Genomic DNA, 25,817 nt, shown 5'->3' with positions numbered 1-25,817 from the left:
CCCCGTTCGGGTCGCGGGTTTCGGTTTACCTGGCCCGGCGATCCGACCACGGGACGCGTGCGCCGCTCCATGGGGCGTGTGCACCAAATGACGCCCCGTTACTCACCGGTTGATTGGGCTTTGCTCCAAGTCGCCATGCTTTGAGGCGAGTTATTTTCGTCGGTCAGGCCGATAGCCGCCCCGTCCCGCCTGCGGCTTTGCTGGGCCCATGACTATCGGTGCGGGCCCGGGCGGCCCGGGAATACTGGTCATCGAGCCGATGGGGAACGCCGGACGTTTCCTCGTCGAGGCCGCTGACCGTCTGGGACTGCGCTTGTACGCCGCCACCCACGAGGAGGTCCACGACGGCTACCCCGGCCGACTGCGCGACGCACTCGCCGGGGTGTGCGCGACGGACCTCACGGACACCCCGAGGGCGCTGGCCGACATGGAGGCCTTCTGCCGCGGCCACGCCCTGGAAGGGGTCGCCGCCTGCTTCGAGCTGTTCACCCCGCTCGCCGCACTGCTGGCCGAACGGCTCGGCCTGCCCGGCAACGACCCGCGCCTCGCCCGGGCGGCCAGGAACAAGATCCTCATGGGCGAGGCCTTCGTCGCGGCCGGGATCCCGGCACCCCGCTGGGCGGTCGCGCACGACGCGGACGAGGCCCACCGGGTGGCACGGACCGGCGGGCTGGGCTGGCCCCTGGTCGTGAAACCCGCCGAACAGGGCGGCTCGTGGGGGGTGTCCGTGGTGGACGGGCCCGACCGGCTCACCGCCGCCGTCACCGGCGCGCAGCGCTTCACCCACGCGCAGCCCCACGGCCTGCCGCTCGACACCAGGGCCCTGCTGCAGGAGTACGTCCCCGGGGCGGAGTACTCCTGCGAGACCGTCGTCGCGGACGGGGTGGCCTATCCGCTGCCCGTCGTGGCCAAGGACACCACCCGCGGCCGGTACCGCATCGAGACCGGGCACACCTGCCCCTCCGGGCTGGACGGCCCGCTCGAACGGGCGGTGCAGCACACCGCGGCGCGCGCCGCGCTCGCCGTCGGAGTCCGCAACGGCATCGCGCACACGGAGCTGAAGATCCCCCCGGGCTCGCGGACGCCGCACGTGATCGAGACCGGGGCCCGGCTGCCCGGGGACAACCTGTGCGAGGTCGTGGAGGCCGCGACGGGCATCAGCGAGGCCGTGGCCCACCTCCAGGCGGTCCTCGGCCGGGTCCCCGACACCGTCGCCACCACCGCGGGCGCCGCCTCGATCCGCTTCCTGCTGCCCGAACACGGCGGGGTGCTGCGCCGGGCCTCCGTACCGCAGGCACCCGGCACGCACGCGGAACTGCACATGCAACCCGGTGACACGGTGCCGGAGCCGGCGGACTCCGCGTGCCGGATCGGACACGTGGTGGCCCGCGCGGCAACCGCCGGGCAGGCCCGCGACCTGGCGGCCGGCGTCGCCGAGCGGTCCCGAGTGGAAGTGGGCTGACGCACCGATGCGGAAGATCGCATTTCTTCGGTCGGTGGGAATCCGCCGCGCCGATCCCTACATCCAGCAGGCCGTACGCGGCCTCGCCGCCCAGGGCATCGAAGCCGGCCTCTTCCACACCAGCGGCAGCCCCGGTGACGACGACTTCCCCGGCCACCGGCACCGGCTCGACCGCGCTGTCACCCCCCGGCAGCTCGCCCACACGGTCGCCGCCTGGGGGGCGGACGCCGCCGTGTCCATCTCGCTGCCCTGTGAGAACGCGCTGCGCGACGCCACGGCCGCCTCCCTCCTCGACGCCGCCGGCATCCCCACCGTCATGACCCCCCTCGCGGCGACGATGCTGCTGGTGGACAAGTGGGAGACCAAACAGCTCTGCAGACGGGCCGGCCTCGACGTGCCGGACGGCGTCCGCGCCGACTCCGGCCTGCTGGCCGGCCGGGGCCTGCCCGTACCCGCGTACCGCGACGCACTGCGCGCACAGGCCGCCCGGCTCGGCTACCCGCTCATGGCCAAACCCGTCTGGGACTCCACCAGCTCCGGCATCCGCACCGTGCGCACCCCGGCCGACCTGGACGCCTGGCTGGCCGGCTCCCCGGACGCCTCGGCGGTACTGGAGGAGGTCGTCGAGGGCGACCTGTGCACGGTGGACATCGTGGGGCGGCCCGGCTCCTACCGGGTCCTGCCGCTGTGCTGGACCGGACGCGCGGGAGCGGACCCGGTGTTCACCTTCGCCGACCTGCGCTGGTGCGGGCCCCACCCGGAGGCCGACGCCGCGTTCACCGGCGTCGCCCGCGCCCTGGTCCGGCTCTGCGGGGAACTCGGGGTGTACGGCTCGGTCAACGTCGACATGGTCCACACGGGCGGACGCTTCGTGATCCTGGAGGTCAACCCGCGCATCGGCGGCGCGACCACCCTGTCCTGCGCCGCGTCGGGCACCAACACCTTCGCCACCCTCGCCCGCATGGCCCGCGGCCTCCCACCGGACGGCGGCCCGGCACGGCGTACCGGGTGGGCCGTCGAGTTCCTCACCGACGGCCCCGTCCCCCCGGCGGCGCTGGCCGAACTCGGCGAACACGTCACCGTCGTCACCGCGCACGAGCTGGTCATCGACGGATCCCCGCGCGGCGACATCGTCGTCCTCACCCTCCCCGAGGGGCAGGAGGCCGCCACCGTACGGGCCCTGACGGACCTGCACGCGCGGACCGGCTTCCCCTCGGCCGGCGTCCTGGGCAAGCTGACCGCCCTGCTGGTCCGATGAGCGCGGTCACCGGCACCCGCCGCTCCGCCGCGTCCCGGCTGGGCCTGCCCGAGCTGCGGGGGCACGGCCGGTTCGTCACCGGCAACCTCATCGACTCCGTCGGCAACGGCATGCTGCTGCCCCTCGGACTGCTCTACTTCACCGACGTACAGGGCCTGCCTCCGGCGCACGTCGGCATGGCCATGACGGTGGGACAGGCCGTCGCCCTGCCCGTCACCTTCCTCGCCGGCCGCCTCATGGACCGGCTCGGTCCCCGGCCGGTCGTCGTCGCGGCGAACATCGTCTCCGCCCTCGGATTCACCCTGTTCCTGTTCGCCGACCGGCTGTGGCAGGTCGCGGCCGTCCACGTGCTGGTGCAGTCCGGGATCAACATGTACTTCACCGCCCAGCGCACCCTGGTCCTGCACGTCACCGAACCCGGCCAGGAGCGTGCGTGGTTCGCCTTCACCGGCTCGCTGCGCAACATCGGCCTCGCCGCCGGCGCCGCGGCCGCGGCAGGGGCCCTGACGGTGTTCGGGAAGGGCGCCCTGTGGTGGCTGATCGCGGTCGACGCCGCGACCTACCTGCTGGCCGCGCTCTGCTTCGCCACCCTCGCCACCAAACCGCCCGAGCCGGCCGGAACCCCGCCCGGCCGGCAGGCCACCCGGACCGAGGACACCCGCCGCTACCTGCTGCTCGTCGCGGTGAACCTGCCCTACGTCCTCGCCCAGGCCGCCCTGTCCGTCCTCGTCGCCCTCTACACCACCCGCGCCCTCGGGCTCCCCGCGTCGGCGGCCAGCCTGCTGTTCGTCGTCAACACCGTGCTCGTGTCCGGGTGTTCGACGCTGGTCACCGCGCACCTCGCCCCGAAGGCACCGCGCCGCGCCGTCGCGGTCGGATACCTCGTCATGGCCGCCGCGACGGGGGCCTTCATGCTGCCGGCGCTGTTTTCCCCCTCCTCCTCGTCCTCCCTCGCCGTGACCGCCTGGGTGGCCCTCGTCGCCGCGATCACCCTGTTCAGCGTGGCCGAGATCCTCCTGGGCCCGGCACTGAGCGAGCTCTCGGTCACCCTCACCCCCGACGCCGCCGGGGGCTTCACGCAGGGCCTCTACCAGTTCTCCTGGGCCGTCGGCATGGTCGCGGCCCCCGCCCTGTTCACCCTGCTCCTCCAGGCCGGGCCCCTGCTGCCCTGGGGAGCCGAAGCCGTCGCCTGCCTGATCGCCATGGCCGCCGCTCCCGCCCTGAAGTCCGCCAACCGCCACCGCCGGAAGGACCCCCGTTGATCACGACGCTCGTCGAGTCCGTGCACGCCGTCCCGGCCGCCGAGTGGGAGTGGCTCGCCCGCCCGGCCGGCCTATACCTCTCCCACCAGTGGCTCGCCGCGGAAGAGGAGGATCCGACCGCGAGCGTCTCGTACGCGCTCGTCCGGGACGACGACGGGCGGCTCGTCGCCGCGACACCCCTCCACCTCGTGCACGAGGAACCGAACGACGCCTACCGGCCCGGTGACGTCCTGCCCCCGCCGCTGCGGCCCCGGGTGATCGCCGGAGCCCGCCGCGGCTACCACAACACCCCCCTCACCGCCCCCGGCCTGGACCCCGTACGGCACGAGACCTGCCTCACCCTGCTGCGGGACGCCGCCCGCGACCTCGCCGACCGCAACGGCACCACGCACTGGTGGCCCTACCTCACCGCCGGGGCCACCGCCCGGCTCGCCCCCCTCTACCCCGACGAACCCGTCCACCTGGAGGACGACGCCCTCATCCCGCTGCCCGGCACGGACTTCGAGGGGTACGTCGCCTCCCTGCCCTCACGGCGCCGCGTCGGCGTGCGCCGCGAACACCGCGCATTCACCGCGAGCGGACCGGAGGTACGGCACCTGGCCCTCGCGGACTGCGCCGAGGAGGCCGGGGCCCTGCTCGCCGGACACCAGCAGGACCACGGCCACGACCAGGACGGCACCGACGCGATGACCGACCTGCTCGAGCGGCAGGCGGCGGCGATGGGCAGCGCGGCGCGCGTGGTGGCCGCCCACGACGGCGGGCGCATGGTGGGCTTCTGCCTGTACTACCACTACGCGTCCACCACGTGGATCCGCGCGGTCGCCGTCGACCGTGCCCACGCCGCACCCCACCTGTACTTCAACCTCATGTACTACCTGCCCATCCGGGACGCCTACGCCCACGGCTCGACGGCCCTGCACGCGGGAATGACGACCGTCGAGGCCAAGCGCCGCCGCGGGGCCGCGATCTCGGGCCTGTACGCCCTGGCCGACCGGCAGGGGCGGGCCGCGGGAGCCTGAACCGGGGGCAGTGGGCTCGGGCCGTTCTCGGCTCCGGGGTGTACCTGGGTACACCCCGCCTCGGCATCCACGTACAAGGCCCCGTCGGGCCCGCCCCGGCAGAGTCGTCGTGGGGCGTGACACGCACGCCCCAGGACGACCACGGGGGAGGCCGGGCAGCATGCCGGAACAGCAGCGGGAACGGGCACAGGCACAGGCAGACGGGCAGGGGCAGGGGCGGCCACGGGCGCCGTGGGCGGCGGAGGCCGGGGTGTTCCTCGCGGTCGCCCTCGTGGCGGCGGGGGCGTGCGGAGCCCTCCAGCCCGCCACCGGGATCCCGCCCGAGGTGGTGCAGCTGACGCAGCTCGGGCCCGCCGTCGCCGTGGCGGCCGTGGCCCTGCTGTGGCCGGGCCGGATCAGGGACCGGCTCGCGGGCACCCTGCCCGCCCGCGAACGGGTCGGCGCGGCGGCCGAGCGGCGGGCTGCCCTGCTGCTCACCCCCGTACTGATCACCGCCCTGTGCGTGGGCGGCGGCCTGCTCACCTCCGGCTCGCTCCCCGTCACCGCCCCCCGGGCCTTCACCCACCCCGTCCCCCTGGTCGTGGCCGCCCAGTTCCTCGGCGCCTGCGCCGAGGAGATCGGCTGGCGCTGCCACCTCCAGCCGCTGCTGCGCACCCGCTTCGGCCCGGTCACGGCCTCCGCGCTGGTCGGCGTCGTCTGGGGCCTGTGGCACGTACCGGTCTTCGCGCAGGAACCGGCCTTCGCGGCCGGGTTCCTGCTGGCCACCACCGCGATGTCCGTCGTCCTCGGCCTGGCCCTGGAAGGCGTACGGAGCAACCGGCTGCTGCTCGCGGGAAGCTTCCACACCCTGATCAACCTCGGCATGCTGTACGTGACCGACGAGACGGCCGCGGCGACGGCACCGATGCTGATCCTCGGAGCCGCGAGCCTCGCCGCCGCACTCGCGTGGATCGCCACCGCCCGCCGGGCGCCGCACGCGACGCCGGATAAGATCATCGTCACAACGGCGCCCGGAGCGCGCTGACATGACGGGACGACGGGTGGCGATGGCGGCGCGGGAGGGCGGGCGGCGGACCGGCATCAGGAGCGCGTCGACCGCCCTCCTGCACTGCCAGCTGCTGTCCCTCGCCGGGCTCGCCGTGTCCGGGGCCGGCGCCCTCGTGGTCGGGGCCCTGCTGCTCCTGCCCGTCGGCGTCGGCTTCGTCCTGCTCCCGCCCGCCGCGACGGCCCTGCGCCGGCTGTCCGACCGCTACCGCGACCTGGCCGGCCGCCGGGCGGGGACGGTGATCAGCCCGCCGCGACCGCTCCCGCCCCACCCCACCGGCCCCGGAGGCCACCGACGGCGGGCCCTCGCGCTCCTCGGCGACGCCGGCTTCTGGCACGACCTGCGCTGGGCCTGGGCGGAACCCTGCACCGGAGCGCTGCTCGCCACCGTCCCGCCGGCCCTCGTCTGGTACGGGCTCTTCGGCGCGGCCGTCCAGCCCTTCGTCTGGCGGCTCCTCGGCGACGGCAACTGGTACGCCTTCGTCCTCGTCGACTCCACGACGGGGATGCTCGCCGCACTCGTCCTCGGCCTCGGGTTCACCGTGGCCGGACTGCGCCTGGCCCCCGCGGTCCTGCGGCTGCACGCCGCCTGGAGCGGACGGCTGCTGGCCGCCCCGTACACCACCGAACTCGTCCGCCGCATCGAGCACCTCGCGGGATCCCGCTCCGACGTCCTCGACGTCCAGGCCGCCGAACTGCGGCGCATCGAACGGGACCTGCACGACGGGGCACAGGCAAGGCTGGTCGCCCTGGGCATGACCCTGGACGAGGCCACCCGCCTCCTCGACCACGACCTGCCGGCCGCCCGCGCCCTGCTGCAGGAGGTACGGGCCACGTCCCAGCGGGCCCTCCAGGACCTGCGCGAGCTCGTCCACGGCGTACTGCCGCCGGTCCTCGCCGACCGGGGCCTGGGCGACGCGGTGCGCTCGCTCGCCCTCGACAGCCACCTCGACGTGCACGTGGAGGCGGCCCTGACGGGCCGGCTCCCGGCGGCCGTGGAGTCGGCCGGCTACTTCGCCGTCGCGGAACTGCTCGCCAACGCCGCCAAACACTCGGGCGCCCCCGAGGTCCGCATCCGTCTGAGCCACACGGCGGGCGTCCTGCGCGTCACGGTCGTCGACGACGGCCGCGGCGGCGCCGACCCCGACGGCAGCGGGCTGCGGGGCCTGCGGCGCCGCATCGAACCCTTCGACGGAACCCTCGTCCTGCACAGCCCGCGGGGCGGGCCGACCACCGCGACCTTGGAGATACCGTGCGCGTCGTCCTCGCCGAAGACCTCTTCCTCCTCCGGGACGGGCTGACGCGCACCCTCCAGGAGCATGGCTTCGACGTCGTCGCAGCCGTCGACAACGGCCCCGCCCTGCTCAGGACGCTGCTGGAGGAGGAGCCGGACGTGGCCGTGGTCGACATCCGGCTGCCGCCCACCTTCACCGACGAAGGCCTCCAGGCGGCCCTGGAGGCCCGCCGGTCCCGGCCGGCGCTGCCGGTCCTCGTCCTGTCCCAGTACGTGGACCAGCTCTACGCGCACGAACTGCTCGCCGGAGGCCAGGGAGCCATCGGCTACCTCCTCAAGGACCGGATCACGCACACCGCCCAGTTCGTCGACGCGGTACGCACCGTGGCCGCCGGCGGCACGGTGATGGACCCGCAGGTCATCGCACGGCTGCTGGCCCGCAGCGACGCCCGCGGCACCACGGCGCAGCTCACGCCGCGCGAGCTGGACGTCCTGCGCCTCATGGCCGAGGGCCGCTCCAACGCGGCCGTGGCGGCGGCCCTGTTCATCAGCGAGAGCGCGGTCGCCAAACACACCGCGGCCATCTTCACCAAGCTCCGCATCGATCCGTCCGCGGACGACAACCGCCGTGTCCTGGCCGTCCTGGCCTACCTGAAGCGGTAGCGGCGCCCGACGGCCCGCAGGCGGGAGGCCTTCGCGGAGTGCGATCGTCCGGGCGCCGGGTCAACCGGGTGCGGACGCGCGTTCCGGTCCGCGGTCTGCCGGGCGAGGGTTGCGCGTTCGTGTGCCATGACCGGCATCATTGCGGCGCCGGTCCTCCGGCCGGTGCGCCCGGATGATGATTTTCGACGGCGGGACCTCGGACCTGAGCGGTACGGAACCAGCCGTGCCGGCCCATGGTGCGGCCGTTGTCGATGTCCGGCTGGTAGTGGCTGAAGTAGAGGAGCTGGAGGAGCCGTCCCCGGCTGTTCGTCCCGGTCTTGTCGAACACCTTCTTGAGGTGGTCCCTGACGGTGTGCGGGGAGATCCCGAGCCGTCGGCTGATGTCGGTGTCGGACATTCCGTAGGTGACCAGCTGGGCGACCTGCTGTTCGCGCAGGGTGAGTCCGTACGCGTCCATCAGGATCCCGATGACGTGCTCGGGACTGCTGGGCTGGATCATGACGGCGACGCCGCCCTCCGCGTCCATGCGCGTGGCGGTGACGGAGACCCACAGGCCGGTCCGGCTGCGCATGCGCAGCGAGGCGTCACCCGCCGTGCGGGCCCGGCTCAGCGCGTGGAGCACGGGTTGCGGGAGCGGGGCCGACCCGCCCGGGACCAGGGCCAGTTGTTCCAGCCACTGATGCCCCGCCGGGGTGACCCGGTCCGGCTGTCCGTCCGGGTGGAACGTCAACAGGCCCGGTGCGGAAGGGAGGTCACCATCGGCGGCGGCGAGGGCGTCGTGTCTCAGGTACGCGCCGCGCAGCGCCTGGGCGACGGGCGGAGCGAGCGTCGTCAGCGCGGCGATCTCGTCGTCGCCGAAGGGCGCGCGGTCACCGCCGCGGTGCAGCACCAGCGCACCCCACACGGTCCGGCCGGTGCGCAGGAGCACGCGCATCTCGTCACCCATTCCGGCCGGGCGGTAGACGTCGCGGTAGCGGGAACTGGACTGGGGCCGCCGGCGGGTGGCGTGCCAGAGCCCCGCGGCGGTCCCGCCGGTCCGCACCAGAGCGGGGAACTGGTTCACGTCCTCCTCGCCGTACTCGATCTGCAGCAGCCGCGGCAGGTGGGTGTGCGGTACGCCCCGGTGGTGGAAGCCGCCCGTGTGCAGGAGGGTGGCCGGGTCGAGCGTCAGCCCGCACACACCGTCGGTCCCGACCACCGAGGGAACGATGTCGGCCACCCGGGCGAAGAGCGTCGTCGGGTCCGGTGACTCCCGGCGGAGCCGCGCGATCAGTGCCTGGGCGCGGCGCAGCGCGGAGGCGCTCGGCGGGGCCACGTTCGAGGGGGTCACGCGGGTCTGTTACCGCACCGCTCCGGCCTGCGAAACCCCCACTTCCGGGGATCGCACGCTTGCGGACGGCGGAGCTAGCGTCATCGCGTCACCACACGAGCATCCACCACCGATGGGGGACCGATGAGGGCCGCACGAGCCGTACTCAGAACCGCTGCCACACTCGCCATGGCGTCCGCGCTCGCCCTGGGCACCGCACTGTCGGCCCACGCGGCCAGGCACTCCGTCCACCACGGGTCCGACTACGCGACCTATGACACCTCGAACGGCTGGTTCGAGGTCTGCGACATGGAGCAGGACGGCAACGGGGTCTACGTGTACTTCAGCAGGACCTACGGCAGCCGTGACACCGGACAGTACGGCGACGCCAACGGAAGCCAGGGCGGCTGCGGCAACGGGTACATCACCGGATACACGTACATGAACATCTGCGAGGACACGGTCGGTTGGGACGAGTGCGTCTCGGTGACCATCAAGCCGTAGCCGCCGTCCGGCCGGCGCGGTCACCCGCACGGCCGCCCCCGCCCACGAGGCCGGTGGAGAGGGAACGGGGGTTCCACCGTCCGCGGCAGGGGCGGCCGGGTCTTCCCCGGCTCGCCCCACGTCATCTGGAGGATCGATGCCCTTCAACGCCGCCACGACCGTACGCAACACCGTCGCGCTGCTCACCGCCCTGCTGCTCGCGCTCGCGGCGGACGTCTCCCTCGCAGCACCGCGGGCGCACGCCCACGGCAGGTACTGGATCACGACGTTCGCCCAGGCGAACGGGTACCCGAACACCGTCTGCGGCACGGGCAACGGACATCCGTGCGGCCCCAACGGCTACCTCTACGCGGGCAGCAACTACGTCAACTGCCGGGCGTGGGGAGCCGAGGTCAACGACGGCCGGGGCAACCACAACCGCTGGTGGCTGCTGACCGACCTCGACACCCCGGCCGGGAGCCGCGGCTGGGTGTCCGCCTACTACCTGTCCGGCCAGGGCAACGACCAGGCCGACTACTGGAACGGCAGCCGCTGGGTCCCCATCCCGGACTGCTGACCCCGGAGCCCCGGCGGGATCCGATCCCGCCGGGGTCAACGGTGTGCCGGGGCGCCGTCGTCCATGGACATCAGGCCGCGCAGTCCGTCCCGGAGCATGCCGGGATCGATCCCGCCGAAGAGCGCCTGCTGGGTGATGTACCCCTGGGCCGCCGCGATGAGGGTCCGCGCGATGTGTTCCGCGGGGACGTCGGAGGCGAGCATGCCCGCCTTCCGGTAGCCCTCCACGAGCCCCACCCACCCCCCGCTGATCTCCTCGTAGCCGCGGCGCAGCAGGGCGGCGAGCTCCTCGTTGCGCAGGGTCTCGGTCCAGACCTGGAGCATGAGCCGGGGGAAGTCCCGGGGATCGGCTCCGGGCTCCCCGGCCCGCACCTCCAGGATCGTGCCGAGGACCTCGGAGATCAGCAGGTCCGGAGCGGGTGGCGGGTCCTGTTCCGCCGCCGCCTCGAAGGCGCCGCGGATCAGCGTGAACGTCTCCTCGGCGATCGCGACGATCAGCTCCTCCTTGCTGCGGAAGTAGCGGTAGACGGCCCCGGCGGACAGGTCCGCCTCCTTCAGCACGTCCTGCATGGACGTGGCGTGGAAGCCGTTGCGCGTGAAGCAGCGGGTCGCGCCGTCGAGGATCTGCCGGCGGCGGGCGTCGAGGTGCGCCTGGGATACACGTGCCATGCCACCAATCTAAAACGAATATTCATTCTTGACAAGGAGAAGGCGTCCGCCCACAGTGGGCCCAGGACGTAAAACGAACGATCCTTCTCTTTGAATCGAGTCCTCGCCATGCCCGTGACACCCGCCTCCCCCCACACGGTCCCGGCCTCGCGCCGCGTCCTGGCCGTGATGGTGATGGTCCCCCTGCTCGCCGCGCTGGCCCTCTGGGCCTTCGCCTGGCCCGCCACCCGGATGGCCCCCCGCGACCTTCCCCTCGGCGTGGCCGGACCCGCCGCCGCTGCCGCCCCGCTGGAGCAGCGGCTGTCCTCCCACGAGGGCGCCTTCGAGATCCACCGCTACGCCGACGAGGCCGCCGCCCGCACCGCGCTGGAGAACCGCGAGGTCTACGGCGCGGTCGTCGCCACCCCGCAGGGCCCGCACCTGCTGACCGCGTCCGCCGCCGGCCCCGCCGTCGCGCAGTTGCTGACGCAGGCCCTCACCTCCCAGGCCCCGGCCGGGGCGCAGGCCGTGCCCGTCACCGACGTGGTGCCCGCACCCGCCGCCGACGCCCGCGGCACCGGCTTCGGCGCGAGCATCCTGCCCCTCGCCCTCGCCGGGGTCGCGGCCGGAGCCCTCGTCTCCCTCAGCGGCCTGCGCGGCGGCCGCGCCGTCACCGCCGTACTCGGCGCCGCGACCCTCGTCGGCCTGACCGGAGCCGCGCTCGCGCACAGCTGGCTGGGGGTCCTCACCGGCAACTGGTGGGCCGAGGCGGGGGTCCTGGCCCTCACCGTCGCGGCCATCGCCGGCGGCGTCGCGGGGCTCCACGCCCTCCTCGGCAAGGCGGGCATCGGCCTCGGCGCCCTGCTGATCGTCCTGCTCGGCAACCCCTTCTCCGGCGCCGCGGGAGCGCCGCAGCTGCTGCCCGAGCCCGCCGGGTTCATCGGCCAGTGGCTGCCGCCCGGCGCGGGCGCCTCCCTGCTCCGCTCGGTCGCCTTCTTCGACGGCGCCGGCGCGGCCGGGCCCGCCCTGGTCCTGTCCGTGTGGGCCGTGCTGGGCCTGACCGCCCTCCTGTTCGCGGGCCGTCGCACCGCCCCGGCCGCACCGGTCCTCCCGGCGCCCTCGGCCCCGGCCGCTGTGCACGAGGTCCCGGCCTCCGCTCCCCGGTCGTGACGCCGGGACCCTAGGTCCCCGTACGGTATTCATGAAGGTATTCACCGGTGCATACTCGGGTCATGGCAGACACCACTGTGAAGATCGACGCGGCGACCCGGGACCGGTTCGCCGCGGTGGCCGCCGCCCGGGGCATGAGCGTCCGCGCGTACCTCGCGGAGCTGGCCATCGAGGAGGAGAACCAGCTCGCACTCGGCAGGGCGACCGCCGTGTTCCGCGAGGTCGTCGGCCGGCCGGGCATCGCGGAGGCCTTCGACCGCGAGTTCGGCGGGCCTCCGCCGTCCGCCCGCGCGGACCGGGCGGCCTGACCTTGGACCTGCACATCGACATCCGGTGGCTCCTGGACCGGCAGGAGGAACTCCTCGGCCAGGACCTCGGCGTGCTCGACTACTCGGGCCTGGTCGCCGCCGTCGCGCGGCACCGCGTGACCCTGCCCGCGCTGGCCACCGACCCGCCCGACGCGTACTGGCGGGCGGCGGCGCTACTGGAGCAGATCGTGCTCCTGCGCCCGCTGCCCGCCAGGAACGAGTACTTCGCCTACGGCGTCGCCGTGGCCTACATCAGGGCCTCCGGCAGGGACGTCGACACCGCCTTCGAACCGTGGCGCGACCTGATCACCGACATCCGCGGCCTGCGTCTGAACGTGTACGACGTGGCCGACCGGCTGCGCGCGATGCGCCCGGATCCCTGACCGGCCCCGGTCCGGCCCCGGACCGGTCAGGAATGGAGAAGCCACGGCCGCCGTGCGGCGCCTAGCGTGAGGGACATGGCAACCACCACGCACACCACGGCCTCCACGTCCCCCGCGTCCCTCGCGTCCGTCACCCTCGAAGTGGCCGACGTCGAGGCCGCCCGCCGCTTCTACGGAGCCTTCGGCGTCGACGCGCACGTACGCCTGCGGGCCGGCGATGCGCACTCCACCGGATTCCGCGGCTTCACCCTGGGGCTCACCGTCTCCGGCCCCGCCACCGTCGACGGCTTCGTCGCCGCCGCGGTGGACGCCGGCGCCACGGTGCTGAAGCCCGCCGTGAAGTCCCTGTGGGGCTACGGCGGCGTCGTCCAGGCACCCGACGGGACGATCTGGAAGATCGCCACCTCGGCGAAGAAGGACACCGGACCCGCCACCCGCGAGATCGACGAGGTCGTCCTGCTGATCGGCGTCGAGGACGTCAAGGCCACCCGCCAGTTCTACGTCGCCCGCGGTCTGACCGTGGCCAAGAGCTTCGGCGGCAAGTACGCCGAGTTCACCGCCGGCGACCGCGCCCCCGTCAAGCTGGCGCTCTACAAGCGCCGCGCCCTGGCCAAGGACCTCGGCGTCCCCGCCGACGGCACCGGCTCGCACCGCGTCGTCATGGGCGCCGCCCCCGGCACCTGCGGAGCCTTCACCGACCCGGACGGGTTCACCTGGGAGGCACCCGAACCGCCCGCCCCCGCGCAGCCCTGAGCCCCCGCCGGGCGAGGGCGGGTCAGGCCGCGCGCGCCACCACCCGCGCGTTGTCCACGTACAGGCACAGCGCCCCGTCCTCGGGGCACCGCAGGCCGACCGAGATGCCCCGCAGTGCCCCGTCCGAGGCGAAGGCCAGGGCGAGCGCCACGTGGAAGACGTCGTGTCCCGTAGGGCAGCGGGGGAAGTCCGACGGTTCGTACCCCGGGCCCGGTGACGCGGGCGGCAGCGGCACCCCGGAGGACTCCAGCCGCCACGGGTAGGGGGCGTCGGGGTGCGCGTACCCGTCGGAGACCCCCAGCGGGATGCAGCAACCCACGCAGAAGCACTCGCCCTTGGCGACCTCGAACTCCACCTCGCCGGACCCGCACATCCCGCACTCGGCGACGAGGACCTCCAGGCGACCGCCGGGCTCCGCGCGGACGGCGCCCCGCAGCAGGGGCAGCACGTCCTCCGGTCCGCCGGAGGGCCCGCCCGGTGTTCCCTTCGTCCAGGCGATCTCATGATCCATGACGTGGATCCTCGCACGCCGACCCCGTGAGGAGATCATCTCGCGGTACGGAAATCAGCGGCGGGGGAGCGGCCGGAACTGCTTGGATGCAGCCATGACCACTGATCTTCCCGCTGAATACGAGATATCCGCCGACTCCGCCCGCATCGATGCCGCCCTGGTCCACCAATGGCTTTCGCAGGACGCGTACTGGGCCCGCGACCGGTCCCGGGAGAAGCAGGACCGGGCCATTGCCGGCTCCCTGAACTTCGGGGTGTACGAGCGGGCCTCCGGCCAACAGGTCGGCTACGCCCGCGTGGTGACCGACAAGGCCGACTTCGCCTGGCTGTGCGACGTCTACATCTCCCCGCAGGTGCGCGGCAAGGGCATCGGTACCGCGCTCGTCACCGCGGTGCGCGACCACCTCGCCCCGTACAACCTGCGCCGCGTCCTGCTGGCCACCGCGGACGCGCACGAGATCTACGCCAAGATCGGCTTCCTCCCGCTGGAGGCGCCCGAGCGGTGGATGGCGCTGGGCAGGCAGTGAGGTTGCGGGCGAGGAGAGTCCGAGGTGACCGGCTGGACGGTTCGGATGCCTGAGCCCGGTGGGTGGCGGCCCGCCTGCGGCGAGGACGAGCACCTGGACCGTTCGTCCGAGCCCGCCACCCTCTTCGAAACCGGCCGGACGCACCTGTACACGGACGTCCCCTGACGGGAGCCGCCCTCGCGCGGGCTCCCGGTGATTCGCCGCCCGGGCGACGGGTGAGAGATCATGAGGGTGTGGTGCGGTGCGGTTCGGCTCGGGTGTGAAGGAAAGACAGGCTGTGCGGGAGGCGGAGTTCGTAACGGTCGCGGGGCTGGTCGCGGCGGTGGCGCAGGGGGAGAGCGGCGCGCTGTGGCGCCTTGAGGGCGCCGACCGGCAACTGGACGCGAACCTGGTGCGCCACCTGCCGGGGACCGGCGGGGCGGCGTACGTCGAGGACGAGGTCGACGTGATGCTGGTCGTCGTCGGGGGCGGCGGAACCCTCACCCTGGACGGCGCCAAGTCCGTGCTGGCCCCCGGATTCATCGGACTGCTGCCGCGCGGCACCTCGCGGGCGCTGCTGGCCGGCCCCGAGGGGCTGCTCGTACTGACCGTGCACCACAGGCGGCGCGGGATGAGCATCGGACGGACCACCCCTGACGTGGCGCCCGAGCCGTGCCCGCTGCACCTGGTGTGCGGCCGGTGCCACCGGCACGCGATCGAGGCGGACGCCCGTTACTGCAGCGGCTGCGGCACGGCGTTGACGGACCGCCCCCAGGGGCGTTAGCCGGCCGTCAGAGGCCGGCCTGCGCGAGAATGCGGTCCATCCGGGCCCGGGGGAGCACGGGATGGGCGGCCGCCGCGTGCGCGACGTCGGGCTCCGGGTCGGCCAGCAGCTCTTCCACCAGTTCCGCGCCGAGCGCGGGATGCCCCGCCACACCGACCCGCAGGAACGGCTCCCCGCAGGCCGCGAGCTGTCGCAGCTGCGCGAGGGGCAGATCGGGATCCCGCAGGGCGAGGACGCGTACCCGTGGATCGGGGTCGTCCACGAAGCCGCGCAGGGCCCGACGGGGGAAGTTGGGGTGGTCCACCAGCATCGGTCGCACGTGGTGGACGTCGCCGTGCTCGCGGAGCAGCCGCAGCAGGACCTCGGGCGGGGCGTCCGGCCGACGGGCGGCGTTGCGCCGCACCGTGGGGTCCGGGTCGTCGTCCAGCCGCCGCCATGCCCGATCCGGCAGGTCCCGTCCTGTGGCCAGTACCTGCCGGAACACCGGGTGCGGGCAGTCCAGGTAGGTCAGTCGCTCGGCGAGCGGCGCGTCCCGCAGCCAGTCCGGCGCAGGGGGGAACCAGCGGAGAGCGAGAGCGGCGTCGTCGCTGCCCGCCGCCTCCTCGGCCTCCACCACGGCGAGCAACCGGTCCCGGGTCTCGGGGGTGACGTGCCGGCTGCAGGCCACCGCGACGCGGACGACCGGATCCTCGCTGTCCTGCAGCCCGGCCACCATGTCGGCGGTCAGGTACGGGTTTGCGGCCACCGCGTGCAGCACCTCCTGGTCCCCGGTCGCCAGCAGCCGGGCGAACGAGTCGGGGGTCAACGGGACACGACGTGCGACATTGGCCCGTACGGCGGGGTCGGCCAGGCAGCGATCACGGTGTTCCGGAGGGACACCCGGGCGCTCGGCACGCGTGGCCGCGGCCCGCACCTTGGGATCGGGGTCGGCGAGGAACGCCACCTGCACCGGGACGGGCCGGTCCGCCCAGGTCGCGGCCACCGTCGCGCGCACCAAGGGGTCCGGGTCGGCCGCGAGTTCGGCCGGCGACCGGCCATGTACTTCCACCAGGTCCGTGAAGTCCATCGGTACCCCGCGCTCCAGCATGTCCCGTACGAAGTCCGCGTAGGCGTTCCGGACCGCGGGGTCGGGGTGTTCGGCGATCCGGCGGCGCATCGCCGGCGAGACCCGGCGCCCGTGCAGGGCCACCGCCGAGCGGCTGTCGCCGTGCGTCAGCAGGGCCTCGGCCACCTCATCGGGCAGCCGGCCCTCGCGCGTCCTCAGCCCGGACCGACCGGCCGGGTGCGCGGCCAGGCGCACCATGACGTCCGTCGGGGCGGCCGGGTTCTGTCCCAGCCCCGAGAGGCGAGGCTGCTTGAGGTGGACCATGCGCCCACGTTAGCCGGGCCCCGCGGGTTCGAGCCCCGGGGGCTCGGGACCCGTCGGTGGACCGACACCGGCACCGCACGCCGTGCCGTCACGCTGGGTCGCGCCCTTGCGGGTCTATGGTGACCCAGGGTCAGATGTTGTCGGTTCCGTGCCGTGGGCACGGGACGTCCTTCCGGAAAGGCTTGCGCCGTGTCTGCTGCACTGTCCGATGATCTGAAGCGCATCATCGACGATTCCCCCATGTTCGCGACGGTGGCGACCATCCAGCCCGACGGCAGCCCGCAACTGTCCGTGACCTGGCTCATGCGGGACGGCGACGACCTGCTCATCTCCACGACCGAGGGCCGTCGGAAGGAACAGAACCTGCGCCGCGACCCGCGGATCACCGTGATGATCAACCCGCCGGACGCCCCGTACACCTACGCCGAGGTGCGCGGCACCGCCGAGCTGACCACGGAGGGCGGCCAGGAGCTGATCAACGAGCTCTCGCGCAAGTACACGGGCAAGGACTACCGGGACTTCAACCCCGCCTCCGTCGACGACGCCACACGTGTCGTGGTCCGGGTATCGCCCCGCAAGGTCGTCGGCTCGATCTAGCCGGCTAGCCGGGCGGGACCGGCGGATGTCCCCGGGCCGGGGTCGACCCGGCCCGGGTGCATCCGCGGCGGGCCATGACTAGGCGGTCAGTTCCTGCTGGGCGGCCGCGCCGGGCAGTTCCTCCCCGGACCTGTTCTTGACGAGTTCGACGTTCTCGACGAACAGCTGGAAGAGCAGCTGGCTCGCGCCGAGTTCACGACCGTTCTTGCCGTTGGCGCCCTGGGCGATGCCCAGACTGTACGGTTCGTTGTCCTCGGCCTTCACGCCGACGTAGCCGCCCAGCGTGCCCTCGTTCGCGCTCGCGTTCTGGTAGCCGCCGCCGTTCGCCTCGCGGATCAGGTCGTTCTTGTAGCCCGGCCCGAGGGCCATGTGGTCCTGGTTGAAGAGGAGTTCGTGGGCGCCGGGCTTCAGGGTGAACTTCAGCTGCACCGCGTAGGGAGCACCCTGGGTGTTGTAGTACGCATCGGCCTGGCCCTGGTCCCCGAGGTGGGCCCCGATCGTCAGGCCGGAGAACCCGTTCTCCCTGAACTCCTTCGCCGTGCCCCCGCCGCCCTCGATGTACTCCATCATCGCGGCCCGTGAGGCTGTGTCACCCCAGTAGGTGAGGGCGCTGTGGGCCTCCTCGAAGCTCATGGAGCGGAACAGCTCCATCCGACCGGAATCCGCAGGCTTCTTCGCCAGATCGGCCAGGAGCTTGGGGCCGACCGTCGCGATGACATCATCGATCCTGCGCGGAGGCTTGCTGGCCTTCCAGCCCTTCGCGTTCTTCTTGGAAGCTGCGATCTGCTTGGTCCTGGACTTGGCGGCGGCGCTGGTGGATCCGCCCAGTCCCGCCTGGTTCTCCCAGTGCTCGACCGTCAACAGGTCCTGCGGGTTCGCGACGCGCTGCACCGCATGGTGGGAACCGGACGAGGCCGAGGCCGACGCCACCGCATGACGCTGCACGTCAGCGGTGGCGGCCCGGTGACCCGGCGCCATGACCCGGCTGGCGTTCGCCTCCGCCTCCCGCTCGAACCGGTCCGACGGGTCGGAGACCTTCAGCCCCGATCCGTTGTCGGTCCCCGCGACCGGTCCCTGCCGCTGCTGGATGACGTGGGTGAGCTCGTGGGCGAGGGTGTGCTTGTCGCCGCCGCCGGCGCCGATCACGACATGGCTGCCCGAGGTGTAGGCGCGGGCCCCCACCTCGGCGGCGGAGGCCTTGGCGGCACTGCTGTCATGGATGCGGACGTCGGAGAAGTCCGCACCGAGGCGGGCCTCCATGTCGCTGCGGGTGGCGGCGTCCATGGGGCGTCCGGGCGCGCGCAGGACGTCGTGGACGGCGGACCGCTGCACCGCGGGCTGCTCGGACTGCTGGTGTCCGCACCCGTCGGTGTGCCGGTGCTGCTCCTGTTCCTGGTCCTGCCCGTGACCGGCCCGCCGCAGCATCTGGACGACCGCGGCGTTGCCCGCACTCGCCTGGAGCCCCATCAGCCCCACGGGCGCCGCGGCTTCCTGCTGCGGGGCCGCGGAACGCCGGGTCGCCTGCAGCAACTGCTCGTCGGTCTTCTGCGTCGGGCGGGGGTGCCTGGGACTCACGCGATCGCCTTTTCGGTACGTCGGGGAAGCCGCTGCGCACGGCTGCCGGATCACACCCCCGCGGCCGGTCACCCGTCCTGACCAGGGGTTCTGAAGCATTATCAGCCAGCATGCCCACGCGGAGGCCGTGATCGCCCCCTGGCGCCGAGTCTCTGCCCGGACGTACAACGGGCCGTGCAACGGGAGTGCCCGTTGAGGCAGACCGGTCGGGCCCGGCAGGATCCGAAAGAGGGGCTTACGTCACGGCGGGGAGCCGGACCGTGGCGACGAGGCCGCCGGCGGGACGCGGGGTGAGGTCGAGGGTGCCGCCGTGGGCGCGGACGATGCTGTGCACGATCGCCAGGCCGAGGCCGACACCGGCGGTGTGCTCGTCGGCGCGCACGCGGTCCGTTCCGCGCCGGAAGGGCTCGGTGAGGGTCGCCACCAGGTCCGCGGGGAGCGCGCGGCCCGTGTTCTCGACGCGCAGCACACTCGTTCCGCCGTACTCCTGCGTGTGGATCGCCACGGTGCCGCCGGCGGGGAGGTTGTGGACGACGGCGTTCTGCACGAGGTTCGTGACCATCCGCAGCAGCAGTTCCGCGGAGCCGCTGGTCCGGGCCGCGCCGCCGGTCACGTCGAGGGTGATCCGACGCCGCTCCGCGAGGGGGAGCAGCGTCTCGACGGCTTCCTCGGCGACCAGGGAGAGGTCGACGTCCTCGTGGGTGAAGTTCCCGCGGTCGCCGCGGGAGAGCAGCAGGAGGGCCTCGGTGAGGCCGATCGCCCGCGTGTTCACGGCGTACAGGCGCTCGACGAGCTCACCGTGGTCCTGCCCGGGGTCCTTGCGGGCGACGTCGAGGAGCGTCCGCGAGATCGCGAGCGGGGTGCGCAGTTCGTGGGAGGCGTTCGCGGCGAACCGCTGCTGTTCGCCGACGTGGGACTCCAACCGGTCGAGCATCGAGTCGAACGCGTCGGAGAGTTCACGGAACTCGTCCTGGCGTCCCTCCATGCGGATCCGGTGCGACAGCGAGCCCCGCCCGGCCGCCCGCGCCGCATCCGTGATCAGCGCGAGGGGCCGGAGCATCCGGCCGGCCAGGATCCACCCGCCCACGAGGCCGAAGACGAGCAGGAAGGCCATCGCCACGGCCGCGGCGGGGGCGAAGGTGCGCACGAGCAGGTAGCGGTTGGGCGAGACCCCGAGAAGGCCCTGGGAGTTGTCCGGTACGTAGCGCAGCAGGAACCACCACACCACGGCGAGCAGGAGAGCGCCGGCGACGAAGAGGAATCCGGCATAGCTGAGGGCGAGCTTCAGGCGGGCACTCGACCCCGGCCGCCCAGACGGCCTAGGCATGCGCGCTGCCGGGGGCCGTGGTGTCCGTACCGGTGTCGATGCGGTAGCCGACTCCGGGCACCGTCGCGATGATCCACGGTTCGCCGAGCCGCTTGCGCAGCGCGGACACGGTGATGCGTACGGCGTTGGTGAGCGGGTCGACGTTCTCGTCCCAGGCCCGTTCCAGCAGTCCTTCCGCGCTGACGACCCCGCCCTCGGCGGCCACGAGGACCTCCAGCACGGCGAACTGCTTGCGGGTGAGCGCGACGTAGCGTCCGTCGCGGAACACCTCCCGGCGGAAGGGGTCGACCCGCAGGCCCGCGATCTCCCGGACCGGGGGCCGGGCGTACGCGCGCCTGCGGTCGAGCGCCCGCAGGCGCAGCACCAGCTCCCGCAGCTCGAACGGTTTCGTCAGGTAGTCGTCGGCGCCCAGCCCGAACCCGGAGGCCTTGTCGTCGATGCGGTCGGCAGCGGTCAGCATGAGGATCGGGATGCCGCTGCCGGAGGCGACGATGCGCCGGGCGACCTCGTCGCCGGAGGGGCCGGGGATGTCGCGGTCCAGGATCGCGAGGTCGTAGGAGTTGACGCCGAGCAGTTCGAGGGCGGTGTCGCCGTCGCCGGCGATGTCGGCGGCGATCGCCTCCAGCCGCAGACCGTCACGGACGGCCTCGGCCAGGTAGGGCTCGTCCTCCACGATCAATACGCGCATGTCGGAAGCCTAAGCTGCGCTCCATATCGCCCGCGTATGCTCAGCCCGCCGGTGTCGCGGCGGGTGCCGGGGCGGGCTGCGGACCGTCCGACGGATCCGGCTCCGCCGTGCGCCACCAGCGGCGCGACGCCACCGCGGCCAGCGCGGCACCGGCCGCGTTGACCAGTACGTCGTCGACCGACGACACCCGGTCCAGCCACAGCACGTACTGCGCGCTCTCCACCAGGACCGAGCAGCCCGCCCCGAGCGCCAGGACCCGCGGTACGGACGCCAGCGCCGCGAACCGCACCGGACCGAAGAACCCCAGCGAGGCGAAGACCAGCAGGTTGCCCACGATCCCGAGCGGCCCCATCGTCACCAGATCCCGCAGCGGTACGAGGCTCACCCGGCCCGGGACGACGCCGGCCCCCGCGCCCGGCATCAGGATCATCCACACCCACGGCACCGTTCCGTGCACCATGCCCACCTCGGCCAGCGACAGCCGCCACGCCGACGGGAGGCCCGCGGCACGGCGACGGCGCGCCAGGACCCACGCCACCAGCACCGCCAACGGCAGCGTGACCAGCGTCATGAGCACCACCCCGTTGAAGGTGTCGTAGCAGCCGTGCCACCGACCGGCCAGGCACGTCGGAGCGGACATCATGAGCGGCCCCCGCAGCACGAAAGCGGCGCCCGCCAGGGCGAGGACCGCCGGGCCGACCAGCAGGAGTCCGCGCGTGCGGCGGCGGGGCGGTCGTGGCAGGGGTGCGTCATCGTTCATGCCCCCATTCCAGACGCAGGGCCGTTGCCGTGGCGTATGGGGTTTTCGATACACCCGCGATACACGCGAAGATGCCCCGATGTCCCGATCGCCTGCCGCTTCCCCGGCCCCCTCCGCTTCCGCCCCGACCGACCTGTGGTTGCGCGGCGTCGCGGCCAACCCGGGGGCCCCGGCCGAGGTCCTGCTGCGCCTCTTGGACCCGGCCGCCGGAGCGGCCCGGCAGATCCTCTGCGAGGAGCGCGAGCTGCCCGACGAGGTCGTGGACGCGGTGGTCGTACACCCGGACTTCAAGGTCCGCCGGTCCCTGGCCCGCAACGCCCGTGTCGCGCCCGCCGTCCGCGGCCGTTTGGTCGCGGACCCGCACGTCCTGGTCCGCGCCACGGTCGCCGGGGGACCCCGCCCGCGTCCGCGCCAGCAGCGACCGCTGCCGGACGACGTCCTCGTGACCCTGCTCACCGCCGAGGACGGCGGCGAACGCGAACTGCTCACGGCCGCCGAGGTCCGCCAGGAACTCCTCTCCTCCTGGCAGGTGACCACCTCCTTCCGCTACCGGATGCGCGGGCACGAACACCCCGCCGTACGAGGCCTGGCGACGGGCGTGTGGGACATGCTGACCGCCCAGGAGCGGCAGGCACTGCTGGACGACCCCGACCCGGACGTCCGGGAATCCGCCGAGCACTGGGTCAGCGCGGCGGACCCGGCGGGTATCGGGGCCGTCTTCCCCGCGCCCGGCCACTACCGGTGGCTGGTCCTCAACAACTACGCCCTCTCGGAGACCGTTCTCGAAGAGGCCCTGGCCGATCCGGAATTCCGCCGGTCCGTCGCGGGCAACCCCCACACGCCCCCGTACGCCGTCGCCCGGCTCGCCCGCGACGCCGACCCCGCGGTGCGCGAGCGCGTCGCCGCCCGGGCCGACCTCGATCCGGCGGTGTGGGCCGAACTCACCGGGGACCCCGACGAGCGGGTGCGCGTCCGGGCCCGGGTGCAACCGCTGCCCCGCACGCAGGCCGAGTGCCGCGCCGTCGACCACGAGACGGGTGAGAGCGCCCACGACTGCCTCTGCCTGGTGCTGGAGCCGCACACGGTGCCGGATCCGGACTGGTACCGGGCCTGCGCCGAGTCCGGGGAGGTGATGCTGCGCCTGGCGGCCGCGAAGTGGCCCGCGCTGCCCGCCGATCTGGTGGCACGGCTGGCGGCCGACCCGCACGAGGAGGTCCGGCACCGGCTGGCCTCCTGGCACCCGCTGGCGCCCGCCGCAACCGTCCTCGCCGCCTTCGTCGCCCGCCCCCGGCAACGCCCCCACCTGCTCCTGCAGTCCCGGTTGCCGCGGACCGGCCTCGCCCACCTGCTGGACCACGAGGACCCGGAGGTACGGGCGCTGGCCGCCGCCGATCCGACCCTCGGGCGGCCTCCCGCGGACCTGCTCACCGACCCCGACGACCGGGTCCGCCGGGCCGCCGCAGCCAACCCGCTCTTCACCGCGGACGCCCTGGAGGAACTGCTCCACGACCCGGCCACGGCCGAGGGCGCCGCGGCCAACCCGGGCCTACCGGCCGCCCGCCTGCACACCCTGCTGGACCTGGCGCACCTGCCCCGCTAGCGGACCCGGCCGGAGAGCCAGGGTGTGAGCGAGACGCCCGGGACGAGCTCCTTGTAGGTCTCGTCGCCGGGGAGGGGGACGCAGAGCTGGTAGCCCGGAGGGAAGAACCGGCCCTTGACGAAGGCCAGTCCGCCGTAGACGGCCGTCAGGAACGGCGGGACGCAGTCGCGGGGGAGGTCCTGGAACTCCACCCCGTCCACCGTGATCGCCGCGTCGCCGTCGGGGAAGAGCCGGACGTCGACCGCCGGGCTGCCGTCCAGTTCCACGAACGCCTCGTGGGGCAGGGAACCGTCGGGATCGGTGACGGAGAACAGCGGCGCTGAACTCCGTCGGGACGTCCGGTCGGCGCCGATGTCCTCGGTGACGGTCATGGCCCGTCGGTACTCGGCCGCGACGGACCGTATCGCGGTGACGGCCGACTCGGTGGTCGGCAGGTGGGGGTGATGCGTCATGATCCACATCATGCCGCACCGGGCCCGTCCGCGAACTGACCCGCGGGTAGGGTGGGTTCGAGGAGATCGTGGATCAAGGGGGACCCATGACGGCTGTCGGCGCACCACCCATCGTCCTCGTGCACGGGACACGGTTCAGCGCGGGACAGTGGAGCCCGCAACTCGACGCACTCCGCGCGGACTTCCCGGTGGCCGCGGTGGACCTGCCGGGTCATGGCTCCCGCTCCGCCGAGCCCTGGAGCCTGGCCGCGGCCTCGGAGGTCATCGCGGCCGCGGTGGACTCCCTCGACCGCGGCCCCGCCCTGGTGGTGGGGCACTCCCTCGGCGGGTACGCCGCGCTGGAGTTCGCACGGCGCCGCCCGGAACTGCTGCGGGGGCTGGTCCTCGCGGGGGCCAGCGTCTCCACGACCGGTGCGTGGGCGATCCCGTACCGGCTGGTCGCCGGGCTCGTCCCACGCGTCCCGGCGGACCGGCTGACCCGGTGGAACGACCGGCTGCTGCGCCGTCTCTACCCTCCCGAGGTCGTGGGGGCGACCATCCGCGCCGGCTACGCCTTCCACACCCTGCCGGCCGCCTGGGGCGAGGTCCTGGGCCGCTTCGAGGCGGACGCGATGCGCCACGTGGACGCCCCCGTGCTCATCCTCAACGGTGAGAAGGACACCGTCTTCCGTTCCGGCGAGCGGGAGTTCGCCCGCGCGCACGGCCGCGCCCGCATCGAACTGATCCCACGGGCGCGACACCTCGCGAACTTCGACGATCCCGGGGCGTTCACCGACGCCGTCCGCCGCTTCGCCCTGGACCTGCCGGTGCGCTGCTGATCCGGTCTATGCCGGGCCGGAGCCAGAGCCGGAGCCGGTGACGCGCACGGACTCCACCCACGGCGGGGGAGCGGGCGGATCCTCGCCGATCAGGGCGGCGATCAGCCGGCAGGACGGCGTCTCGTCCGGCCACGGCGTGTACCCGTCGGTCAGCACGACCACCACGTTCGGCCGGTCGGGCAGGGCCAGCGCCGCCCCGATGCCGACGCGCATGTCCGTGCCCCCGCCGCCGGCCAGGGTCACCTCCCCGGCACTGCGCACCCGGGTCACGGCGTGCACGTCGGCATCGCACGCGAGGACGGCGACCCGGTTGCCGCCGAGGCCCACCTCCCGCAGGACGCCGGTGACTTCGGCGAGCGCGGCGGCGAGGTCGTCCGGGCCCATCGAACCGGAGGTGTCGACGACGACGGCCACCCGCGGCAGCGGCCTGCGCAGACTGGGCAGCACCACCCGGCCGCCGAGCGCCGGCGTGCGGCGCGAGGGGCGGCGGTAGGTGTAGTCCACCGCGCCGGCCGCCCAGGCGGCGGCCTCGCGGACCGCCCCCGCCAGGGCCCGGCGCCAGTCGACGGTCGGTTCCAGCAGCTCCTCGGCCCAGCGGGCCCAGCCCGCGGGGACCCGGCCCCGGGCGCGCCGGTGGGCCCGTACGGCCTCGGCGGCCTGCCGGCGGAGCGCCTCCGCCTCGACCCGGCCGACCCGGGCGGGACCGACCCCCTCGCCCAGCTCCCAGGGCGCGGGGGTGCCGTGGGCGCCGGAACCGCAGTCCGGCCCGTGGGGCGTCGGGGGAATCCCCGGCAGGTACGTCTCGAACAGGCCGCCCGTGGGCAGGCCGTAGAGCCTGGGTTCCATCCGGCCCTCGGGCAGCGCCAGCCCGTCGGCGAGCAGGTCGTCGTTGATCTCGCAGTCCTGGGCGATGTTGACCCGGACGTGGTCGCGCTGGTCGGCGGCGGGCAGCCGCTCGGCCCGGCCGTGGTGGTCGCGCAGCAGGTGCGCCACCTCGTGGATCCACACCCCCGCCAGTTCGACGACTCCGGTCGCCTCGACGAAAGCGGGAGAGACGTAGCAGCGCCAGTGCCGGTCGACGCCCATGGTGCGCACCCGGGCCGAGGGGACCACCGTCAGGGCGTACAGGGCGGAGGCGAGGTACGGGCGGGCCTCGGCCGCCTTGTAGCGCGCGGCCAGCAGCTTCGCACGGTCCAGGACCACGCGCGGGTGCGGGGCCGGGTCCGGGGCGGGTTCCGAGTGCACGGCGGACGGCCCGG

Annotated in this window: 28 protein-coding genes; 18 read left to right on the top strand and 10 right to left on the bottom strand. The window is 73.7% G+C overall.

Annotated features, from left to right (window positions below):
• The first annotated feature begins 208 nt into the window (after nt 1-208).
• The 7 genes from AB0O53_RS32775 (at nt 209) to AB0O53_RS32745 (ending at nt 7,942) form a co-directional block, all read left to right on the top strand.
• The gene (locus AB0O53_RS32775) at nt 209-1,462 is read left to right on the top strand and encodes an ATP-grasp domain-containing protein (protein WP_350995775.1); all 1,254 of its coding nucleotides are present in this window, start codon (nt 209-211) and stop codon (nt 1,460-1,462) included.
• A 34-nt stretch (nt 1,463-1,496) separates the two neighbouring features.
• Nucleotides 1,497-2,720: an ATP-grasp domain-containing protein gene (locus tag AB0O53_RS32770; protein ID WP_365200489.1), complete on the top strand. Its 1,224-nt coding sequence runs from the start codon at nt 1,497-1,499 to the stop codon at nt 2,718-2,720.
• Entirely contained in the window at nt 2,717-3,982 is a 1,266-nt protein-coding gene (locus AB0O53_RS32765) for an MFS transporter (RefSeq protein WP_350995780.1), read from the top strand. Before AB0O53_RS32770 ends, AB0O53_RS32765 begins: the two co-directional genes overlap by 4 nt.
• Complete coding sequence (locus AB0O53_RS32760) at nt 3,979-5,001, top strand: GNAT family N-acetyltransferase (protein WP_365200485.1); 1,023 nt, start codon at nt 3,979-3,981, stop codon at nt 4,999-5,001. The genes AB0O53_RS32765 and AB0O53_RS32760 overlap by 4 nt, the downstream gene beginning before the upstream one ends.
• Before the next feature lie 160 nt (nt 5,002-5,161).
• Entirely contained in the window at nt 5,162-6,025 is an 864-nt protein-coding gene (locus AB0O53_RS32755; protein WP_365200483.1) for a CPBP family intramembrane glutamic endopeptidase, read from the top strand.
• Between the two features lies 1 nt (nt 6,026).
• Nucleotides 6,027-7,346, top strand: a complete 1,320-nt coding sequence (locus AB0O53_RS32750; RefSeq protein WP_365200480.1) for a sensor histidine kinase — start codon at nt 6,027-6,029, stop codon at nt 7,344-7,346.
• On the top strand, nt 7,298-7,942 hold the full coding sequence (locus AB0O53_RS32745; RefSeq protein WP_350995790.1) for a response regulator transcription factor: 645 nt from the start codon (nt 7,298-7,300) through the stop codon (nt 7,940-7,942). The genes AB0O53_RS32750 and AB0O53_RS32745 overlap by 49 nt, the downstream gene beginning before the upstream one ends.
• A 136-nt stretch (nt 7,943-8,078) precedes the next feature.
• On the opposite strand, the gene AB0O53_RS32740 is transcribed toward AB0O53_RS32745, so the two are convergent.
• Nucleotides 8,079-9,272: a LuxR C-terminal-related transcriptional regulator gene (locus AB0O53_RS32740; RefSeq protein ID WP_365200477.1), complete on the bottom strand. Its 1,194-nt coding sequence runs from the start codon at nt 9,270-9,272 to the stop codon at nt 8,079-8,081.
• 168 nt (nt 9,273-9,440) lie between these two features.
• Between AB0O53_RS32740 and AB0O53_RS32735 the strand changes: the two genes are divergently transcribed.
• Together AB0O53_RS32735 and AB0O53_RS32730 are read left to right on the top strand one after the other, a co-directional pair.
• Nucleotides 9,441-9,755 (top strand): hypothetical protein, encoded by a 315-nt coding sequence (locus tag AB0O53_RS32735; RefSeq protein WP_350995795.1) that lies wholly within the window; start codon nt 9,441-9,443, stop codon nt 9,753-9,755.
• A 136-nt stretch (nt 9,756-9,891) separates the two neighbouring features.
• Nucleotides 9,892-10,311 carry a hypothetical protein gene (locus AB0O53_RS32730; protein ID WP_365200475.1) on the top strand — a complete coding sequence of 140 codons (420 nt, stop codon included), beginning with the start codon at nt 9,892-9,894 and terminating at the stop codon, nt 10,309-10,311.
• A 35-nt stretch (nt 10,312-10,346) separates the two neighbouring features.
• Here AB0O53_RS32730 and AB0O53_RS32725 read toward each other — a convergent pair whose 3' ends face one another.
• A complete protein-coding gene (locus tag AB0O53_RS32725) occupies nt 10,347-10,979 on the bottom strand; it encodes a TetR/AcrR family transcriptional regulator (protein ID WP_365200472.1) in 633 nt (210 codons plus the stop codon).
• A gap of 108 nt (nt 10,980-11,087) precedes the next feature.
• On the opposite strand from AB0O53_RS32725, the gene AB0O53_RS32720 reads away from it, so the two are divergent.
• The 4 genes from AB0O53_RS32720 to AB0O53_RS32705 all read left to right on the top strand — a co-directional run bounded on the left by AB0O53_RS32720 (nt 11,088) and on the right by AB0O53_RS32705 (nt 13,572).
• Nucleotides 11,088-12,128 (top strand): ABC transporter permease, encoded by a 1,041-nt coding sequence (locus tag AB0O53_RS32720; protein WP_365200469.1) that lies wholly within the window; start codon nt 11,088-11,090, stop codon nt 12,126-12,128.
• A 62-nt stretch (nt 12,129-12,190) separates the two neighbouring features.
• On the top strand, nt 12,191-12,436 hold the full coding sequence (locus AB0O53_RS32715) for an antitoxin MazE7 (RefSeq protein WP_350995806.1): 246 nt from the start codon (nt 12,191-12,193) through the stop codon (nt 12,434-12,436).
• Between the two features lie 2 nt (nt 12,437-12,438).
• Complete coding sequence (locus AB0O53_RS32710) at nt 12,439-12,819, top strand: toxin Doc (RefSeq protein WP_350995809.1); 381 nt, start codon at nt 12,439-12,441, stop codon at nt 12,817-12,819.
• Nucleotides 12,820-12,894: 75 nt separating this feature from the next.
• Nucleotides 12,895-13,572, top strand: a complete 678-nt coding sequence (locus tag AB0O53_RS32705) for a glyoxalase (protein ID WP_365200465.1) — start codon at nt 12,895-12,897, stop codon at nt 13,570-13,572.
• A 22-nt stretch (nt 13,573-13,594) separates the two neighbouring features.
• On the opposite strand, the gene AB0O53_RS32700 is transcribed toward AB0O53_RS32705, so the two are convergent.
• Nucleotides 13,595-14,083, bottom strand: a complete 489-nt coding sequence (locus AB0O53_RS32700) for a hypothetical protein (protein ID WP_365200462.1) — start codon at nt 14,081-14,083, stop codon at nt 13,595-13,597.
• 94 nt (nt 14,084-14,177) lie between these two features.
• Here AB0O53_RS32700 and AB0O53_RS32695 point away from each other — a divergent pair, with 94 nt between their 5' ends.
• Nucleotides 14,178-14,609, top strand: coding sequence for a GNAT family N-acetyltransferase (locus AB0O53_RS32695; protein WP_350995817.1), 432 nt, complete (start codon nt 14,178-14,180; stop codon nt 14,607-14,609).
• 277 nt (nt 14,610-14,886) lie between these two features.
• Nucleotides 14,887-15,372 carry a hypothetical protein gene (locus AB0O53_RS32690; RefSeq protein ID WP_350995819.1) on the top strand — a complete coding sequence of 162 codons (486 nt, stop codon included), beginning with the start codon at nt 14,887-14,889 and terminating at the stop codon, nt 15,370-15,372.
• A 7-nt stretch (nt 15,373-15,379) separates the two neighbouring features.
• Here AB0O53_RS32690 and AB0O53_RS32685 read toward each other — a convergent pair whose 3' ends face one another.
• Nucleotides 15,380-16,741 carry a hypothetical protein gene (locus AB0O53_RS32685; RefSeq protein ID WP_365200458.1) on the bottom strand — a complete coding sequence of 454 codons (1,362 nt, stop codon included), beginning with the start codon at nt 16,739-16,741 and terminating at the stop codon, nt 15,380-15,382.
• Between the two features lie 189 nt (nt 16,742-16,930).
• On the opposite strand from AB0O53_RS32685, the gene AB0O53_RS32680 reads away from it, so the two are divergent.
• Nucleotides 16,931-17,338 carry a PPOX class F420-dependent oxidoreductase gene (locus tag AB0O53_RS32680; protein WP_030850667.1) on the top strand — a complete coding sequence of 136 codons (408 nt, stop codon included), beginning with the start codon at nt 16,931-16,933 and terminating at the stop codon, nt 17,336-17,338.
• Nucleotides 17,339-17,416: 78 nt separating this feature from the next.
• Here AB0O53_RS32680 and AB0O53_RS32675 read toward each other — a convergent pair whose 3' ends face one another.
• The 4 genes from AB0O53_RS32675 to AB0O53_RS32660 form a co-directional block, all read right to left on the bottom strand.
• Nucleotides 17,417-18,805, bottom strand: coding sequence for an eCIS core domain-containing protein (locus tag AB0O53_RS32675; protein ID WP_350995946.1), 1,389 nt, complete (start codon nt 18,803-18,805; stop codon nt 17,417-17,419).
• A gap of 343 nt (nt 18,806-19,148) precedes the next feature.
• Nucleotides 19,149-20,240, bottom strand: coding sequence for a sensor histidine kinase (locus AB0O53_RS32670; protein WP_365200455.1), 1,092 nt, complete (start codon nt 20,238-20,240; stop codon nt 19,149-19,151).
• A complete protein-coding gene (locus AB0O53_RS32665; RefSeq protein ID WP_350995830.1) occupies nt 20,233-20,928 on the bottom strand; it encodes a response regulator transcription factor in 696 nt (231 codons plus the stop codon). Before AB0O53_RS32665 ends, AB0O53_RS32670 begins: the two co-directional genes overlap by 8 nt.
• A gap of 40 nt (nt 20,929-20,968) precedes the next feature.
• On the bottom strand, nt 20,969-21,688 hold the full coding sequence (locus AB0O53_RS32660; RefSeq protein WP_350995833.1) for a VanZ family protein: 720 nt from the start codon (nt 21,686-21,688) through the stop codon (nt 20,969-20,971).
• A gap of 79 nt (nt 21,689-21,767) precedes the next feature.
• Here AB0O53_RS32660 and AB0O53_RS32655 point away from each other — a divergent pair, with 79 nt between their 5' ends.
• A complete protein-coding gene (locus AB0O53_RS32655) occupies nt 21,768-23,288 on the top strand; it encodes a hypothetical protein (protein WP_365200452.1) in 1,521 nt (506 codons plus the stop codon).
• Here AB0O53_RS32655 and AB0O53_RS32650 read toward each other — a convergent pair.
• Nucleotides 23,285-23,740 (bottom strand): hypothetical protein, encoded by a 456-nt coding sequence (locus AB0O53_RS32650; protein WP_350995839.1) that lies wholly within the window; start codon nt 23,738-23,740, stop codon nt 23,285-23,287. The genes AB0O53_RS32655 and AB0O53_RS32650 overlap by 4 nt on opposite strands.
• Nucleotides 23,741-23,826: 86 nt before the next feature.
• Between AB0O53_RS32650 and AB0O53_RS32645 the strand changes: the two genes are divergently transcribed.
• Entirely contained in the window at nt 23,827-24,558 is a 732-nt protein-coding gene (locus AB0O53_RS32645; RefSeq protein ID WP_350995842.1) for an alpha/beta fold hydrolase, read from the top strand.
• A 6-nt stretch (nt 24,559-24,564) separates the two neighbouring features.
• On the opposite strand, the gene AB0O53_RS32640 is transcribed toward AB0O53_RS32645, so the two are convergent.
• Nucleotides 24,565-25,803, bottom strand: a complete 1,239-nt coding sequence (locus tag AB0O53_RS32640) for a vWA domain-containing protein (RefSeq protein WP_365200448.1) — start codon at nt 25,801-25,803, stop codon at nt 24,565-24,567.
• Between the last annotated feature and the right edge of the window lie 14 nt (nt 25,804-25,817).

Source organism: Streptomyces erythrochromogenes, assembly GCF_040684695.1.
Classification (GTDB): Bacteria; Actinomycetota; Actinomycetes; order Streptomycetales; family Streptomycetaceae; genus Streptomyces; species Streptomyces erythrochromogenes_C.
This window is presented reverse-complemented; position numbering and strand designations above follow the sequence as displayed.

Excerpts from the sequence above, each read along its gene's own strand:
- AB0O53_RS32685 (WP_365200458.1), bottom strand. The coding sequence starts at position 16,741 with ATGGTCCACCTCAAGCAGCCTCGCCTCTCGGGGCTGGGACAGAACCCG.
- AB0O53_RS32755 (WP_365200483.1), top strand. The coding sequence starts at position 5,162 with ATGCCGGAACAGCAGCGGGAACGGGCACAGGCACAGGCAGACGGGCAG.
- AB0O53_RS32665 (WP_350995830.1), bottom strand. The coding sequence starts at position 20,928 with ATGCGCGTATTGATCGTGGAGGACGAGCCCTACCTGGCCGAGGCCGTC.
- AB0O53_RS32775 (WP_350995775.1), top strand. The coding sequence starts at position 209 with ATGACTATCGGTGCGGGCCCGGGCGGCCCGGGAATACTGGTCATCGAG.
- AB0O53_RS32695 (WP_350995817.1), top strand. The coding sequence starts at position 14,178 with ATGACCACTGATCTTCCCGCTGAATACGAGATATCCGCCGACTCCGCC.
- AB0O53_RS32735 (WP_350995795.1), top strand. The coding sequence starts at position 9,441 with ATGGCGTCCGCGCTCGCCCTGGGCACCGCACTGTCGGCCCACGCGGCC.
- AB0O53_RS32730 (WP_365200475.1), top strand. The coding sequence starts at position 9,892 with ATGCCCTTCAACGCCGCCACGACCGTACGCAACACCGTCGCGCTGCTC.
- AB0O53_RS32655 (WP_365200452.1), top strand. The coding sequence starts at position 21,768 with ATGTCCCGATCGCCTGCCGCTTCCCCGGCCCCCTCCGCTTCCGCCCCG.
- AB0O53_RS32700 (WP_365200462.1), bottom strand. The coding sequence starts at position 14,083 with ATGGATCATGAGATCGCCTGGACGAAGGGAACACCGGGCGGGCCCTCC.
- AB0O53_RS32670 (WP_365200455.1), bottom strand. The coding sequence starts at position 20,240 with ATGCCTAGGCCGTCTGGGCGGCCGGGGTCGAGTGCCCGCCTGAAGCTC.
- AB0O53_RS32645 (WP_350995842.1), top strand. The coding sequence starts at position 23,827 with ATGACGGCTGTCGGCGCACCACCCATCGTCCTCGTGCACGGGACACGG.
- AB0O53_RS32675 (WP_350995946.1), bottom strand. The coding sequence starts at position 18,805 with ATGGGGCTCCAGGCGAGTGCGGGCAACGCCGCGGTCGTCCAGATGCTG.
- AB0O53_RS32725 (WP_365200472.1), bottom strand. The coding sequence starts at position 10,979 with ATGGCACGTGTATCCCAGGCGCACCTCGACGCCCGCCGCCGGCAGATC.
- AB0O53_RS32705 (WP_365200465.1), top strand. The coding sequence starts at position 12,895 with ATGGCAACCACCACGCACACCACGGCCTCCACGTCCCCCGCGTCCCTC.
- AB0O53_RS32715 (WP_350995806.1), top strand. The coding sequence starts at position 12,191 with ATGGCAGACACCACTGTGAAGATCGACGCGGCGACCCGGGACCGGTTC.
- AB0O53_RS32650 (WP_350995839.1), bottom strand. The coding sequence starts at position 23,740 with ATGACGCATCACCCCCACCTGCCGACCACCGAGTCGGCCGTCACCGCG.
- AB0O53_RS32750 (WP_365200480.1), top strand. The coding sequence starts at position 6,027 with ATGACGGGACGACGGGTGGCGATGGCGGCGCGGGAGGGCGGGCGGCGG.
- AB0O53_RS32765 (WP_350995780.1), top strand. The coding sequence starts at position 2,717 with ATGAGCGCGGTCACCGGCACCCGCCGCTCCGCCGCGTCCCGGCTGGGC.
- AB0O53_RS32660 (WP_350995833.1), bottom strand. The coding sequence starts at position 21,688 with ATGAACGATGACGCACCCCTGCCACGACCGCCCCGCCGCCGCACGCGC.
- AB0O53_RS32720 (WP_365200469.1), top strand. The coding sequence starts at position 11,088 with ATGCCCGTGACACCCGCCTCCCCCCACACGGTCCCGGCCTCGCGCCGC.